The sequence below is a fragment of the Streptomyces coerulescens genome (genome assembly GCF_042657965.1).
Classification (GTDB): Bacteria; Actinomycetota; Actinomycetes; order Streptomycetales; family Streptomycetaceae; genus Streptomyces; species Streptomyces coerulescens.
In genome coordinates this window covers 268,737-283,980 of the sequence record NZ_JBHSKM010000008.1, presented here as the reverse complement: position 1 = coordinate 283,980, position 15,244 = coordinate 268,737, and the positions used below count along the sequence as shown (strand labels likewise).

The following is a 15,244-nucleotide window of genomic DNA, read 5'->3' as shown; positions in this document are numbered from 1 at the left end:
CCTCACGCCGCCTTCCGGGCCAGCACGAACGCCCGGGGGCGCTTCTCCTCGTCCTGTGGTTCGCGCAGGACACGGGCCTGGAGTCGGAGACCGGCCTTGGTCAGGGCGCCGGTGACGGTTTCCGGGGTGCGCCAGTGGTAGTCGAGGGCGATCTCCTGGCCGAAGCGTTCGGTCAGATGGAGGCGGTCCTCGGTGTCGCCGGACTGGAAGCCCAGGAGGAGCGGGGCGCCGGGGCGCAGGACTCGGTGGAATTCGGCGAACGTCGTGGGCAGGTGGTCGTCCGGGACGTGAATGATCGAGTACAGCGCGAGGATTCCACCCAGTGTCTCGTCCGGCAGGTCCAGAGACGTCATCGAGCCCACGTGGAAGCGGAGTTCGGGGTGTGCGCGGCGTGCCAGTGCCACCATGCGGGGGGAGAGGTCGACGCCGAAGACCGGCAGGCCGAGGGCGTGCAGATGGGCGGTGATGGTGCCGGGGCCGCTGCCGAGGTCGGCGGTGGGGGCCGGGGCGTGGTCGCGGGCCAGTTCGGCGAAGGCCGCGACGACGGAGCGGTCCAGGGGATTGCTCTCGGCCGGCCAGTCGGAGAAGGCCTCCGTGTAGGCGGGGGCGATGGCGTCGTACGAGGCTCTGGTGGCTTCCAGGAAGTCGGCGTACTCGGTGATCGTGGGGGTCTGAGGCTTCTCGGCGGTCACGGAGCGGACCCTAGTGCGACCGGCGAACGGGCGCCGGGGAGTTCACCGGGGTGGTGCCGAGAGTTCGCCGCTTCCTACGGCCTTGCGGCGCGGTCGGGGGCCTTCACTGCCTCTATGAAGAGGGCGAACGCACAGGTCGGGAAGGTGAGTATCGCCCCGGTCGGGACCTTTGAGTCGCGGATGGCTATCCGGGTGTGGCGGTCTGAGATTTCCACGCAGGCGTTGCCGTCGCCGCCGCCGGAATGTGACGACTTGCGCCAGCTGTCGAGGGTGTTCACAGCGTGCCTCACAGCTCTTTGGTCAGCTTGTGGATCAGTTCACGCGATGGCCCGGGATCGAGCGACGCGGCTTCTACTCTACGGAAGAGCGTTCGAAAGACACCGAGTTGGGCCTCGGAATCGATGAACGTCGTGCCGTGAGGTCCGTCGCGCACCACGGTGTCCAGCTTTGGAACGCTGCCGCCCGCGTAGATCATGGCGCTGCCGGTGTCGTCGAAGCGGTCCAGGGCGAAGGGGATGACACGGACGGTGATGTGGTCCGCCTCGGAGAGTTCCAGGATGCGGGCGAGCTGAGCCCCTGCAGCGGCTTGGCCGCCGACTCTGATGCGCAGGGCCGCCTCGTGGATTACCGCCTTGTACGGGATCGGCGTGTCTCCCTCGATGATCAGGTGTCGCTGCATGCGATGCCGAACGCGCAGCTCCAGCTCGTTCTCGGGAAGTTCCGGAATGCGGGTCGAGAAGAGCGCTCGTGCGTAGTCCTCGGTTTGCAGAAGGCCGGACACGTGGATCAGATCCAGATCCCAGCGGAACGTGGCGTTGTGCTCCAGCTCGGACAGGTCCAGGAACGATGTGGGCAGGTGCCCCCGGTACTCCTCCCACCAGTTACGTGTCCGGTCGGTCGCCATCGCCACCAAGGCGCTGACGAACTCCTCGTCCGTGCAGGCGTAATGTCCTGCCAATTGGCGTAGTCGCTGCTCGCTCACGCCCGAGGTGCCGAGTTCGATCTGACTGATCTGGACGGAGTTAACGCCGAGCAGCGCCGCCGCCTCGCGGGCGCTGAGCCCTGCCGCTTCGCGGAGTCTGCGCAGTTCGACCGCCAGTCGCAACTGCCGCGCTGTGGGCTCGCGCTTGGTCACCATCGACCGCTCCTTGGCTCAACGCGCTTGTGAGCGCGACTCGTTCGGGGGTCAGGTTACGCGATTGGCTTGCCGTTTCTTAAATCTAAGGTCTACCGTCGGTGACGCGACGCACACGCTGCGAAACGCCGGGACCCCGGAAGCGCACCGCCCCGTCCTGCCATGACGGCTGCGGCACTGCCACCGCCCGCCGACCGCAACCCCACCACCCGAACGGAGCTCACGCATGTCCGAAGCAGAGCCTTGGGAGTACACCCTCTACATCCCGAACGACGTCCGAGCCGTCACCGTCTCCCGCCGCACCCTCCGGCTGATCCTCACCCTGTACGGCCTCATCGGACTGGTGGACACCGCCGAGCTGCTCGCGACTGAGCTGGTTGCCAACGCCGTACGTCATACCAAGGGCCCGGCCGCGCTACGGGTGCGTTGGGCGGCCGGTGTGCTGCGGATCGGGGCGTGGGACGCGGATCCCGAACCGCCGCAGCCGCCGAAGGAGCTGAGGCTGCTCGAGGAGGCGGAGGAGGGGCGGGGGCTGGCGCTCGTGCGGGCGTGTGCCGATCTGTGGGGGTGGCAGCCGCTGACCAGGTACGGCAATCGAGGCAAGTACGTGTGGTGCGAGCTGGCCGCCGCTTAGGCGTGGCCTGCCCGGCCTGTGGCTCACCCGAGGGTGCTCCTGCGGCGTTCGCGATCCCGACAGGTGAACACAACCGACGGTTCTGTCCGCGGCGTGGTATCCGTGGAGTGTGGAGGGTCGGCATCGTCACTCTCCGTTCGCGTCGATTTCATGATCGACTCGACGGAAGGGCGGGCGAGTTTACCCACCCAAACCGATACCTATGCGTCGGGCGGCCAGATTTTCTTCCCCAAACGGGTTGAACTTTTGTTGATCGAGGGTCAGTTGGCCACCTCGGCGTCCTACCCTTCAGAGGGTGAACCAACTGATGTCGCCAGAGTCCGAGGCCGATCAACCAGGGGAAGCGTTCCTCCCCGGCGCCCTGCCGGAGGCGCTCCGTGCCGAACTCATCGAGTTCCGGCGCGACTTGCACATGCACCCCGAGCTCGGCAACCAGGAGTTCCGTACGACCGCCGCGATCAAGGCCCGCCTGGAGAAGGCCGGTCTGAAGCCGCGTGTGCTCGCCATCGGAACCGGGCTCATCTGTGACATCGGAGAGTTCGACGGCGGCCGGCCCATGCTCGCCCTGCGCGCCGACATCGACGCCCTGCCCATCCCGGACACGAAGAGTGACTGCCCGTATCGCTCCACGGTGCCGGACCGGGCGCACGCCTGCGGTCACGACGTCCATACGGCCGTCGTCCTGGGTGCCGGGCTGGTCCTGGCCGACCTGCTCGCGCGCGGCGAGCTGCCCCGGCCGGTCCGGCTGATCTTCCAGCCCGCCGAGGAGGTGCTCCCCGGCGGCGCCGCAGACGTCGTCGAGTGCGGGGTGCTGGAAGGGGTGGGGCGGATCCTCGCCGTGCACTGTGATCCGAAGGTGGACGCCGGGAAGATCGGGCTGCGGCAGGGCGCCATCACCTCCGCCTGCGACCGGCTGGAAATCTCCCTCGACGGGCCCGGCGGCCACACCGCCCGCCCCCATCTGACGACCGACCTCGTCACCGCCGCCGCCCGGGTCGTCACCGACGTGCCTGCGCTGGTCGCCCGGCGCACCGACGCCCGCAGCGGCCTCGCGGTGACCTGGGGACGCATCGAATCCGGCCATGCGCCCAACGTCATCCCGCAGCACGCCGAGCTCTCCGGGACCGTGCGCTGCCTGGACCTGGATGCCTGGCGGCAGGCGCCCGACCTCGTCGTCGCCGCGATCGACGAGGTGGCCAACCTGCACCGGGCCAAGTCGGAGATCAACTACATCCGCGGTGTCCCGCCCGTGGTCAACGACCCGGCCGCGACCGAACTGCTGCACGAGGCCATGACGGCCCGCCGCGGCGCCGACTCCGTCGAGTCCACCGAGCAGAGCCTCGGTGGCGAGGACTTCTCCTGGTACCTGGAGCACGTCCCCGGTGCCATGGCCCGGCTCGGGGTGCGGATGCCGGAGGACAGGGTCGGGCGCGACCTCCATCAGGGTGACTTCGATGTGGACGAGTCCGCCATCGGGGTGGGGGTGGAGATGTTCACCGCTGCGGCTCTTCTCGACGCGGGGGATTGAGCCCTTCGCCGTGGGGGTGCGGTGGTGTGGCGGCTGCGGGCCACTTGTGGCTGGTCGCGCAGTTCCCCGCGCCCCTTGGGGCGTTGCAGTCACCGGCGCTGCCACCCGTACCCCTGCTCCGGTTGCGGCCCCTGTGCAGCCGGGGGAGTCTTGGCGCATGTCGGGCGGTCCTGAGTGCCGGCGTGGCGGAGGCACCCTTGGTGCAGGCGCCCCATGCGTGCCTTTCGATCCGGTGGTTCACAAGGCCGTAACCGGACATCGGCACGAATGGATAACGGCAGGACGAAACCCCGTTCCCAGGAGTGTCTACGCGCGTTAATGTGCGCCGAACTCAGCACCCACTGCGGGGCTTGGAGAATGGGGACTACACGATGCGTCGGACATCCAAACTGACCCGTGTCGCGGTGGGGGTCGCGTCGATCGCGCTCGCCGCCACGGCGTGCGGTGGCACCAGCAGCGACAGCGGCGGCGACAGCGACGGCAGCGGCGACACCAAGGGTCTCGCCATCGCGTACGACATCGGCGGCAAGGGCGACCAGTCCTTCAACGACGCCGCGTACGCCGGCCTGCAGAAGGCCGCGGACGAGTTCGGCTACAAGACCGCCGACATCGAGCCCACCGAGGGCGAGACGGACGCCGACAAGGAACAGCGTCTGTCCTCCCTCGCCAAGCAGGGCTACAACCCGGTGATCGGCGTCGGCTTCGCATACGGCCCCGCGATGGAGGCCGTGGCGAAGAAGTACCCGAAGACCACCTTCGGCATCGTCGACTCCGTCGTCGAGGGCGAGAACGTCGCCTCCCTCGTCTTCGCCGAGCAGGAGGCCTCCTACCTCGCCGGCGTCGCGGCGGCCAAGGCCACCAAGACCAACACGGTCGGCTTCGTCGGCGGCGTGGACGTTCCGCTGATCCACAAGTTCGAGGCCGGCTACAAGCAGGGCGTCCAGGACACCAACCCCAAGGTCAAGGTCCTGTCGCAGTACCTGACGCAGACCGCCGAGGAAGGTGGCTTCTCCAGCCCCGACAAGGGCAAGGCCGCCGCCGAGGGCCAGATCGAGAAGGGCTCCGACGTCGAGTACGCCGCCGCCGGTCTGTCCGGCCAGGGCGTGATCGAGGCCGCCGCCAAGGCCAAGGTCTGGGCGATCGGTGTCGACTCCGACCAGTACAAGCAGGCGGCGCTCGCCAACTACAAGGGCTCCATCCTGACCTCCGCCCTCAAGGACGTCGGCGGCGCGGTCTACACGCTCGCCAAGTCCGTCGAGGACGGCAAGCCGCTGACCGGCACCCAGACCTTCGACCTGAAGGTCGATGGTGTGGGCCTGTCCGAGTCGAACCCGGAGTTCGCGAAGATCGCCGGCCTGTCCGAGGCCGTGGCGAAGGCCAAGGAAGGCATCATCGACGGCTCCATCAAGGTCAAGACCGAGTAGTCACGGTCGTACACGAAGCGGGCGGGCAGCCAAGGGCGCCCGCCCGCTTCGCGTTCGCGCACGGAGTTGAACACGGGCGGATAACAAGGTGGACAGAAGGGGTTTCCCGGTAGGTCTACGCGCGTTACTCTGCGACGAAAGCCAGCGCCGTTGCTGCACGCTGTCCCGAGCTGTACTTACCCGGCGCTTGTACGACAGGAGTCACCACACATGCGCCGGATTTCCCGGATCACGGTCGCAGGCGCAGCGACCGCCTCTCTGGCCCTCGCGCTCTCCGCCTGCGGCGGCACCTCGACCGAGGCCTCCTCCTCGGACTCGAAGGGCGGCGACAAGGGTCTCGCCATCGCGTACGACGTCGGCGGCAAGGGCGACCAGTCCTTCAACGACGCCGCGTTCGCGGGCCTGGAGCAGGCGAAGAAGGAGTTCGGGTACGCCACGCAGGACGTCGAGCCCACCGAGGGCGAGACGGACGCCGACAAGGAGCAGCGACTGGTGTCGCTGGCCAAGCAGGGCTACAACCCGGTCGTCGGCGTCGGCTACGCGTACGCCACCGCCGTCAAGGGCGCCGCGGAGAAGTTCCCGGACACCACATTCGGCATCGTGGACGACTCCACGGTCGAGGCGAAGAACGTCGCGGACCTGGTCTTCTCCGAGGAGGAGGCCTCGTACCTGGCCGGCGTCGCCGCCGCCAAGAGCACCAAGACGAACACGGTCGGCTTCGTGGGCGGCGTGGACATCCCGCTGATCCACAAGTTCCAGGCCGGCTTCGAGCAGGGCGTCAAGGACACCAACCCGCAGGCCAAGGTCCTGACCCAGTACCTCACGCAGACCGCGGAGGAGGGCGGCTTCTCCAGCCCCGACAAGGGCAAGTCCGCCGCCGAGGGCCAGATCGAGAAGAAGGCCGACGTCGTCTACGCCGCCGCCGGTCTGTCCGGTCAGGGCGTCATCGAGGCCGCCGCCGCCAACAAGGTGTGGGCCATCGGTGTCGACTCCGACCAGTACAACCAGGAAGCCCTTGCCAAGTACAAGGACTCCATCCTGACCTCGGCGATGAAGGACGTCGCCAAGGCGGTCTACAACCTGGCGAAGTCGGTCGAGGACGGTAAGCCCGGGACCGGTATCGTTCGTGGCGATCTGAAGACCGGCGAGGTGAGCCTGTCGAACTCCAACCCGAAGTTCGCGGACGACGCCGAGGTCCAGGAAGCCATCAAGACGGCCAAGGAGAAGATCATCAGCGGCGAGATCAAGGTCAAGACCAGCTGATTGCAGTAACACCCTGAGCAGCGGTAACCCCGGGGTTACGTCCGCTCGACGGGGTACGGGGAGACTCTCCCGGCGGGAGCCCTCCCCGTACCCCGTTGTTCGCGGTGCGTCGACCCCTTTCAGGCCATAGGGGCGCTACGCGCGTAGACGACCCCCGTCTCCAGGAGAGTGCGCCATCAACGCGTCCAGCAGCCCTCCGGCCGGCGCGGCGGTCAACGGTCAGGTGACCGCCGTCGAACTCGCCGGGATCACCAAGCGTTTCCCGGGTGTCGTGGCCAACCACGACATCCACCTCACCGTCCGCAAGGGCACCGTCCACGCCCTAGTCGGCGAGAACGGCGCCGGCAAGTCGACGCTGATGAAGATCCTCTACGGCATGCAGAAGCCGGACGAGGGCACCATCGCGGTCGACGGCCGGACGGTCACCTTCGGCAGCCCCGCCGACGCCATCGTCCGCGGCATCGGCATGGTCCACCAGCACTTCATGCTCGCCGACAACCTGACGGTGCTCGAAAACGTCGTGCTCGGCAGCGAGAAGCTGTACGGCATCGGCGGCAGGGCCCGCCGCAAGATCAAGGAGATCTCCGAGCGCTACGGCCTCGGCGTGGAGCCCGACCGCCTGGTCGAGGAGCTCGGCGTCGCCGCCCGCCAGCGCGTGGAGATCCTCAAGGTCCTCTACCGCGGCGCCACCACGCTGATCCTCGACGAGCCGACGGCCGTCCTGGTGCCGCAGGAGGTCGACGCGCTCTTCGACAACCTGCGCGAGCTGAAGGCGGAGGGCCTGTCGGTCATCTTCATCTCCCACAAGCTGGGCGAGGTGCTCTCCGTCGCCGACGAGATCACCGTCATCCGGCGCGGTACGACCGTGGGGACGGCCGTACCCGCCGAGACCACGCCTCGTCAGCTCGCCGAGATGATGGTGGGCAGCGAGCTGCCGACGCCCGAGACCGCCGAGTCCACGGTCACCGACCGCCCGGTCATCACCGTCGACAAGCTGCGCCTGGAGGCGGCCGGCGGCAAGGCCCTGCTCGACGACATCACCTTCACCATCCACGCGGGCGAGGTCCTGGGCATCGCCGGCGTCGAGGGCAACGGCCAGACCGAGCTCGTCGACGCGCTCATCGGCCTCAAGGGCGCCGACTCCGGCACGATCAGCCTCATCGACGAGGAGATCACCGGCTGGTCCACCCGCAAGCGCCGCGAGCAGGGCGTCGGCTACATCCCCGAGGACCGCCACCGCCACGGCCTGCTCCTGGAGGCGCCCCTCTGGGAGAACCGCATCCTCGGCCATGTCACCGAGGAGCCCCTCGCCAAGGGCGTCTGGCTGAACCCGAAGGCCGCGCAGGAGGACACCCGCCGCATCGTCGAGGCGTACGACGTCCGCACGCCCGGCATCGACGTCACCGCGGCCTCCCTGTCCGGCGGCAACCAGCAGAAGCTGATCGTCGGCCGCGAGATGAGCCACAAGCCGCGCTTCCTGATCGCCGCGCACCCCACCCGCGGTGTGGACGTCGGCGCGCAGGCCGCCATCTGGGACCACATCCGCGAGGCCCGCCGTGAGGGCCTGGCCGTGCTGCTGATCTCCGCCGACCTCGACGAGCTGATCGGCCTGTCCGACACCCTGCGCGTGATCTACAACGGCAAGCTGGTCGCGGACGCCGACCCGGCCACCGTCACGCCGGAGGAACTGGGCTCGGCGATGACGGGTGCCGCGACCGGGCACCTGGAACACGAAGAGACCCCCGAGATCCGTAAGTCGCCCGAGTCCGGCGAAGACGAGGCCCGCTGATGAAGAAGTTCGACAAGGAGCGCGTGCTCCTCGCGGTGGCAGGACCGGTCATCGCGCTCGCCGTGGCCTTCGTGCTCAGCGCGATCGTGCTGCTCGCCTCGGGCAAGAGCCCCGTCGAGCCGTACGCCCTGATGTTCGAGCAGCTCAGCTTCTCCGACATCCAGGTGCTGATCATCAACCAGGCCTCGCTGTACTACATCGCGGCCCTCGCGGTGGCCATCGGCTTCCGGATGAACCTGTTCAACATCGGTGTCGACGGCCAGTACCAGCTCGCCGCCATGATGGCCGCCGTCGTCGGCGCCCACGCGAACCTGCCGGCCGCCCTCCAGGTCCCGCTGCTGATCCTCACCGCGGTCTGCACCGGCGCCTTCTGGTCCGGTATCGCCGGTGTCCTCAAGGTCACCCGAGGCGTCAGCGAGGTCGTCGCGACGATCATGCTGAACGCGATCGCGACCTCGGTCATCGCCTACCTGTGGCTGCCCAACGTCTTCGGCGTCAAGGTCGGCAACAACAACACCACCGGCGAGATGCACGAGTCCGGCTGGGTCCCCGGCATCGACATGGGCGACGCCGGCGAGATCTACGGCCTGGTCTTCCTCGCCGTACTGCTCGGCATCGCCTACTGGGTCGTCCTCAACCGCACCCGCTTCGGCTTCGACCTGCGCGCCTCCGGCGCCTCCGAGACCGCCGCCGCGGCCAGCGGTGTCGACCCCAAGCGGATGGTGCTCACCGCCATGCTGCTCTCCGGCGGCATCGCGGGCATGGCCGGTCTGCCGATCCTGCTCGGCGACACCCACACCTACAGCCTGAACTTCCCCACCGGCATCGGCTTCCTCGGCATCGGCATCGCGCTGCTCGGCCGCAACAGCCCCGTCGGCATCGCGTTCGCCGCCCTGCTGTGGGCCTGGCTCGACAAGGCGTCGCCCGAGCTGGACTTCCACGGCTACGACAAGGAGATCGCGGTCATCATGCAGGGCCTGATCGTGCTCTCGGTCGTCGTCTCCTACGAGGCCGTACGCGAGTGGGGCCTGCGCCGCCAGCAGCGCCGGGTCGGCGCGGAACTGGCAGCCGGTCACGTCCTCGGCGCCGACAACAACACCACGAAGGAGGTGGCTGGCCGATGACTGCCCCGACCTCAGCGGTTGATGTCAACCAGCCCTCGCTGCAGCCCGCGGCGCCGACCGGCCGCCGCCTGTCCTGGCAGATCCTGCTGCTGGTCATCGCCGGAGCCCTGGCGCTGACCTCGATCGTCCGCATCATCACCGGCGCCGACGGCATCACCAACGTCAGCCAGATGTCCACCGCGCTCCAGCTCGCCGTGCCGATCGGCCTCGCCGGTCTCGGCGGTCTGTGGGCCGAGCGGGCGGGCGTCGTCAACATCGGCCTCGAAGGCATGATGATCCTCGGCACCTGGTTCGGCGCCTGGGCCGGCTTCCAGTGGGGCCCGTGGACCGGTGTCGTCGTCGGCATCCTCGGCGGCTGCATCGGCGGCATCCTGCACGCCATCGCCACCGTCACCTTCCGGGTCAACCACATCGTCTCCGGTGTGGCGATCAACATCCTCGCCCTCGGCATCACCCGCTATCTCGCGCCCCTCGCCTTCGAGGGCCACGCGGGCGGCTCCGCGAAGCAGTCCCCGGCGGTCGACTCCCTCGGCCACTTCACCGTGCCGGGTCTGTCCGACGGCCTGCGGGACCTGAACAACAACGGCTGGTTCTTCATCTCGGACATCGCCGGTCTGCTCGGCGGCCTGGTCACCAACGTCTCCTGGCTGACCGTGATCGCGATCGCGCTGATCCCCGGCACCTGGTGGATCCTGTGGCGCACCGCCTTCGGCCTGCGGCTGCGCTCCTGCGGTGAGAACCCGATCGCGGCCGAGTCCCTCGGCGTGAACGTCTACAAGTACAAGTACATCGCCGTGATCATCTCCGGCGGCCTGGCCGGTCTCGGTGGCGTCTTCCTCTCCATCGTGGCCAACCCCTTCTATCTGGAGGGCCAGGTCAGCGGCCGCGGCTACATCGGTCTCGCCGCGATGATCTTCGGCAACTGGATGCCGGGCGGCCTCGCCCTGGGCGCCGGCCTGTTCGGCTACACCGACAGCCTCAACCTGCGCGGCGGCTCCCAGAACGTCCACGCCCTGCTGCTGCTCGGCGCGCTGCTGCTGATCATCGGCGCCATCTGGCTGGTGATCACCAAGAAGTACGCCTCCTCGGTGATCACCGCGGTCGTCGGCGCCCTGGTGTACGCCTGGTACGCCACCACCAACGAGGTGCCCAACCAGGTCGTCTCCGCCACGCCGTACGTCGTCACGCTCGTCGTCCTCACGCTGTCCGCGCAACGCCTGCGGATGCCCAAGGCGGACGGCCTGCCCTACCGGAAGGGCCAGGGCAAGTGACCCCGGCCGCCTCCCACGACGTCGACTGGGACAAGCTGCGCACGGCGGCGCTGGACGCCATGTCCCGCGCGTACGCCCCGTACTCCGGCTTCCCGGTCGGCGTGGCGGCCCTGGTCGACGACGGGCGCACGGTCACCGGCTGCAACGTCGAGAACGCGTCGTACGGGCTCTCGCTGTGCGCCGAGTGCGGACTGGTCTCGGAGCTGCAGAACACGGGGGGCGGCCGGCTGACGCACTTCACGTGCGTCGACGGCAAGGGCGACGTCCTCGTGCCGTGCGGCCGCTGCCGCCAGCTGCTCTTCGAGTTCGGCGGCCCGGAGCTCCTGCTGCAGACCCCGGAGGGCATCCTGCCGCTGTCGGAGATGCTGCCCCAGGCCTTCGGGCCGGGTCACCTGCGCAAGTAACTCCCGTACGGCCCCTCCGCGTCGCGTCGTGCGACCGGTTCGGAGGGGCCGTATCACTTCTGGAACTTCTGGAACCTTCGGAAGGAAAGCCAAGCCATGGCCATGGACGCCATCTCCGTCATCCGCACCAAGCGGGACCGCGGTGAGCTCAGCGACGAGCAGATCGACTGGGTCATCGACGCGTACACCCGCGGGGAGGTCGCCGACGAGCAGATGTCCGCGCTCGCCATGGCGATCCTGCTCAACGGCATGAACCGCCGTGAGATCGCCCGCTGGACGGCCGCGATGATCGCCTCCGGCGAGCGCATGGACTTCTCGTCCCTGTCCCGCCCGACGGCCGACAAGCACTCCACGGGCGGCGTCGGCGACAAGATCACGCTTCCGCTCGCGCCCTTGGTGGCCGCGTGCGGCGCGGCCGTTCCGCAGCTGTCGGGCCGGGGCCTCGGCCACACCGGCGGCACCCTGGACAAGCTGGAGTCGATCCCCGGCTGGCGTGCGCTGCTGTCGAACGAGGAGATGCTGCACGTCCTCGACACCACCGGCGCGGTGATCTGCGCAGCGGGCGACGGCCTGGCCCCCGCGGACAAGAAGCTGTACGCGCTGCGGGACGTGACGGGCACGGTCGAGGCGATCCCGCTCATCGCCTCCTCGATCATGTCGAAGAAGATCGCGGAGGGCACCGGCTCGCTGGTCCTGGACGTGAAGGTCGGCACCGGCGCCTTCATGAAGACCATCGAGGACGCCCGTGAGCTCGCCTCGACGATGGTGGGCCTGGGCACCGACCACGGTGTGAAGACGGTCGCGCTCCTCACCGACATGGCGACCCCCCTCGGCCTCACGGCCGGTAACGCGCTGGAGGTCCGCGAGTCCGTCGAGGTCCTGGCTGGCGGCGGCCCGGCCGATGTGGTCGAGCTGACGATCGCCCTGGCCCGCGAGATGCTGGACGCGGCCGGAGTGAAGGACGCCGACCCGGCGAAGGCCCTGGCCGACGGCTCGGCGATGGACGTCTGGCGGCGCATGATCGCGGCGCAGGGCGGCGACCCGGACGCGGAGCTGCCGGTCGCGCGCGAGCAGCACGTGGTCACGGCCCCGTCCTCCGGTGTCCTGACCCGCCTCGACGCCTACGACATCGGCGTCGCCGCCTGGCGTCTCGGCGCGGGGCGTGCCCGCAAGGAGGATCCGGTGCAGGCGGGCGCCGGCATCGAGATGCACGCCAAGCCCGGCGACACGGTCACCGAGGGCCGGCCCCTGCTGACCCTCCACACCGACACCCCGGAACGCTTCGACTACGCCCTCCAGTCGCTGGCGCGGTCGTACGACATCGCGGCGGCCGGAACCGACTTCACGGCTTCGCCGGTGGTGCTGGAACGTATCGCCTGACCAGGCGGTTTCCCTTTCGGGTGAACGGGATCGGTGGACCTCCGCCGGTCCCGTTCGGCATGCTGGGATCGGTGACGCACCGATAGGAGACCGCCAGTGCGACACGAAGTCGCTCCACCCAAGTGGATGACTTGCAGGAGGAAAGAAGGTCATGAGCAGGTCATCCCGGACCAGTGTCCAAGGTCCGTTCCCACTTCCGCATGCGTCGCTGGCAACGGCGGGGTGTGAAGCCGGAAGCGTAAGCCCAAGAGCGGCACGGCCATCGGGCCGCAACAGGCGAGGGGAAGACCGGACGGGCTAATGCGAATGAACCCTTGACGAAATCTCGTAACTCCTATGCCGCGTCGATGGTGAGCTGTCGGCGGCAGATAGGCCCTTGCGCGGAAGAGCGCACGACGACCCCGGAGGATTGGCGCCGAAGGGGGAGGACACCGTCGGGCCCGGGATTAAGAGGGAGCCCACCCCGGCCGCATCTTGTGGGAGTGGAACGTGGAAACCCCGTTGGAGTCCGGGAGTTGATCCCGGTAAGCCGGAGGTAACGAAGGACCAAGCCTCCAGCGGGACAGGATGATCCGAGAAGCGAACGCCGACAGGGCGAAAGCCCAGAGGAAAAGGACGCGGAAACCTCAGCCGCGTCCCATAACTCGTCGGATACGAGGCGATGCCCCGGCCCGAAAGGGAGCCCACGCGGATCAGGTAGGCCCGTGAAGAAGAACTGCGAAGAACCCCGAACCGAAGGACAAGTTGGATGCCGAAGGCAGGTGTGGCAGTGGCCGCTACGGTGGCGATGCCTCCCACGACGGCGAACGGACCGGAGGACTACGCCCAGACCTGGCACAGCATCGACTGGGCCAAGGCGGAGGCGTCGGTACGGCGACTGAGGCAGCGTATCTTCACAGCCGCGCAGGAAGGGGACCTGAAGAAGGTCCGGAACTTGCAGAAGCTCATGCTGCGGTCCCACTCGAACACGCTCGTGAGCGTGAAACGGGTGACGCAGCAGAGCACAGGCCGTCGGACGGCCGGGATTGACCAGGAACGCGCGCTCACTCCGATCGCGCGAGGGCGGCTGGCCGCTGAGATCACAGCGGAACGCTCGCCTGGAAAGCCCCTGCCCGTCCGGCGCGTGTACATTCCCAAAGCCAACGGAAAGCAGCGCCCCTTGGGCATCCCAGTTATCCGTGACCGGGTCCGCCAGGCCCGCGTCAAGAATGCACTGGAACCCGAGTGGGAAGCCCGGTTCGAGCAACGAAGCTACGGCTTCCGCCCCGGCCGGGGCTGTCATGACGCGATCGGCGCCATCTTCAATATCGCGGGCCAGAGACGGGCCAAGCGGTTATGGGTGCTCGATGCTGATCTGACAGCGGCGTTCGACCGTATTTCGCACGACCACCTGATGAGCCTCATCGGTACTTTCCCGGCGCGGGAAGCGATCCGGGGATGGCTCAAGGCGGGAGTGATGGACTGCGGACGATTCTCGCCCACCGATGAGGGGACCCCTCAGGGTGGTGTGATCAGTCCGCTGCTGCTCAACGTGGCCTTGCACGGCATGGAGACGGCGGCCGGGCATCTCACAGAAGGACGTTCCCACAAGTCCCGACGAGATGCTCCGGTCCTGGTCCGGTACGCGGATGACTTTGCGGTGTTCTGCCACAGCGAAGACGAAGCGCACCAGGTCAAGGGGCAACTGGCTGTCTGGATGGCCCCGCGCGGGGTCGCCTTCAACGAGGAGAAGACATCCGTCCTCCACCTTGAAGAAGGATTCGACTTCCTCGGGTTCAACATCCGCAGGTACAGGGGAACTCTGCTGATCAAGCCGAGCAAGGCGGCTGTGAAAAGGGTCCGGGAACGACTCCGCAGTGAAGTGATCGGCCTGCGAGGGGCGAACGCCGGAGCTGTGGTGAGGAGGCTCAACCCGATCATCAAGGGGTGGGCCACCTACTACCGGACGGTGGTGTCCAAGGAGACCTTCAAGTCCCTGGACTTCTACGTGTGGACGCTCACACAGAAGTGGGTCAAGCACTCCCACCCGAACAAGCCGAAGAGCTGGCGACTGGCCAAGCACTACGGCGTCTTCAACTCGACCCGGAAGGACCAGTGGGTATTCGGTGACCGGGACACCGGCACCTACCTCTACAAGTTCAACTGGACCAGAATCGTCCGGCACGTGATCGTCAAGGAGGGCAACTCCCCCGACGATCCCTCGCTGGCCGACTACTGGGCGAGCCGCCGACGCAAAAGGGTGCCCGGGACCGCCGACAGGTGGACCATCACCCTCGCATCCCGCCAGAAGGGGATCTGTCCGCTGTGCAAACAGCCGTTGATCCCTGACGCCGAGTACACACCGGACAACCCTCGCGAGTGGGCCGCGTGGTTCTCGGCATCGATGAAGCCGCTGCACAAGCACCACTTCATCTATCGGCGCGACGGCGGCACGGACGAGCGGACGAACCTTCGCCTCGTACACGCTGACTGCCATCGCCAGCACCACGCCGGCGATCACAGAAGGGCCAAGCAAGATGACCGATCCGCGTGACTCCAGGGGCCCGCTTGAGCCGGATGCGGTGAACAGCCGCACGTCCGGTTCTGAGGGGGCCGGGGGG

13 protein-coding genes are annotated in these 15,244 nt (G+C 68.1%); 10 read left to right on the top strand and 3 right to left on the bottom strand.

The window, feature by feature from the left end; all coding sequences use genetic code 11:
* Positions 1 to 2 precede the first annotated feature (2 nt).
* The 3 genes from ACFPQ9_RS15630 to ACFPQ9_RS15620 form a co-directional block, all read right to left on the bottom strand.
* On the bottom strand, positions 3 to 692 hold the full coding sequence (locus ACFPQ9_RS15630) for a class I SAM-dependent methyltransferase (protein ID WP_380853063.1): 690 nt from the start codon (positions 690 to 692) through the stop codon (positions 3 to 5).
* A gap of 74 nt (positions 693 to 766) precedes the next feature.
* Positions 767 to 970, bottom strand: coding sequence for a DUF397 domain-containing protein (locus ACFPQ9_RS15625; protein WP_380853061.1), 204 nt, complete (start codon positions 968 to 970; stop codon positions 767 to 769).
* An 8-nt stretch (positions 971 to 978) separates the two neighbouring features.
* Positions 979 to 1,830, bottom strand: a complete 852-nt coding sequence (locus tag ACFPQ9_RS15620) for a helix-turn-helix domain-containing protein (protein ID WP_380853059.1) — start codon at positions 1,828 to 1,830, stop codon at positions 979 to 981.
* A 223-nt stretch (positions 1,831 to 2,053) separates the two neighbouring features.
* Between ACFPQ9_RS15620 and ACFPQ9_RS15615 the strand changes: the two genes are divergently transcribed.
* The 10 genes from ACFPQ9_RS15615 to ltrA all read left to right on the top strand — a co-directional run bounded on the left by ACFPQ9_RS15615 (position 2,054) and on the right by ltrA (position 15,177).
* Positions 2,054 to 2,461, top strand: a complete 408-nt coding sequence (locus tag ACFPQ9_RS15615) for an ATP-binding protein (RefSeq protein ID WP_380853057.1) — start codon at positions 2,054 to 2,056, stop codon at positions 2,459 to 2,461.
* Positions 2,462 to 2,768: 307 nt separating this feature from the next.
* A complete protein-coding gene (locus tag ACFPQ9_RS15610; RefSeq protein ID WP_380853055.1) occupies positions 2,769 to 3,989 on the top strand; it encodes a M20 family metallopeptidase in 1,221 nt (406 codons plus the stop codon).
* Positions 3,990 to 4,360: 371 nt separating this feature from the next.
* The gene (locus tag ACFPQ9_RS15605; RefSeq protein WP_380853053.1) at positions 4,361 to 5,413 is read left to right on the top strand and encodes a BMP family lipoprotein; all 1,053 of its coding nucleotides are present in this window, start codon (positions 4,361 to 4,363) and stop codon (positions 5,411 to 5,413) included.
* Positions 5,414 to 5,623: 210 nt separating this feature from the next.
* Positions 5,624 to 6,676 (top strand): BMP family lipoprotein, encoded by a 1,053-nt coding sequence (locus ACFPQ9_RS15600; RefSeq protein WP_380853051.1) that lies wholly within the window; start codon positions 5,624 to 5,626, stop codon positions 6,674 to 6,676.
* A gap of 223 nt (positions 6,677 to 6,899) precedes the next feature.
* A complete protein-coding gene (locus ACFPQ9_RS15595) occupies positions 6,900 to 8,465 on the top strand; it encodes an ABC transporter ATP-binding protein (RefSeq protein ID WP_380853049.1) in 1,566 nt (521 codons plus the stop codon).
* Complete coding sequence (locus tag ACFPQ9_RS15590) at positions 8,465 to 9,589, top strand: ABC transporter permease (protein ID WP_380853047.1); 1,125 nt, start codon at positions 8,465 to 8,467, stop codon at positions 9,587 to 9,589. The genes ACFPQ9_RS15595 and ACFPQ9_RS15590 overlap by 1 nt, the downstream gene beginning before the upstream one ends.
* Positions 9,586 to 10,860, top strand: coding sequence for an ABC transporter permease (locus tag ACFPQ9_RS15585; protein WP_380853045.1), 1,275 nt, complete (start codon positions 9,586 to 9,588; stop codon positions 10,858 to 10,860). Before ACFPQ9_RS15590 ends, ACFPQ9_RS15585 begins: the two co-directional genes overlap by 4 nt.
* Positions 10,857 to 11,264: a cytidine deaminase gene (locus ACFPQ9_RS15580; RefSeq protein WP_380853043.1), complete on the top strand. Its 408-nt coding sequence runs from the start codon at positions 10,857 to 10,859 to the stop codon at positions 11,262 to 11,264. The genes ACFPQ9_RS15585 and ACFPQ9_RS15580 overlap by 4 nt, the downstream gene beginning before the upstream one ends.
* Positions 11,265 to 11,366: 102 nt before the next feature.
* Positions 11,367 to 12,644 carry a thymidine phosphorylase gene (locus ACFPQ9_RS15575; protein WP_380853912.1) on the top strand — a complete coding sequence of 426 codons (1,278 nt, stop codon included), beginning with the start codon at positions 11,367 to 11,369 and terminating at the stop codon, positions 12,642 to 12,644.
* 748 nt (positions 12,645 to 13,392) lie between these two features.
* Positions 13,393 to 15,177: a group II intron reverse transcriptase/maturase gene (ltrA, locus tag ACFPQ9_RS15570; RefSeq protein WP_380853041.1), complete on the top strand. Its 1,785-nt coding sequence runs from the start codon at positions 13,393 to 13,395 to the stop codon at positions 15,175 to 15,177.
* Positions 15,178 to 15,244: the final 67 nt, after the last annotated feature.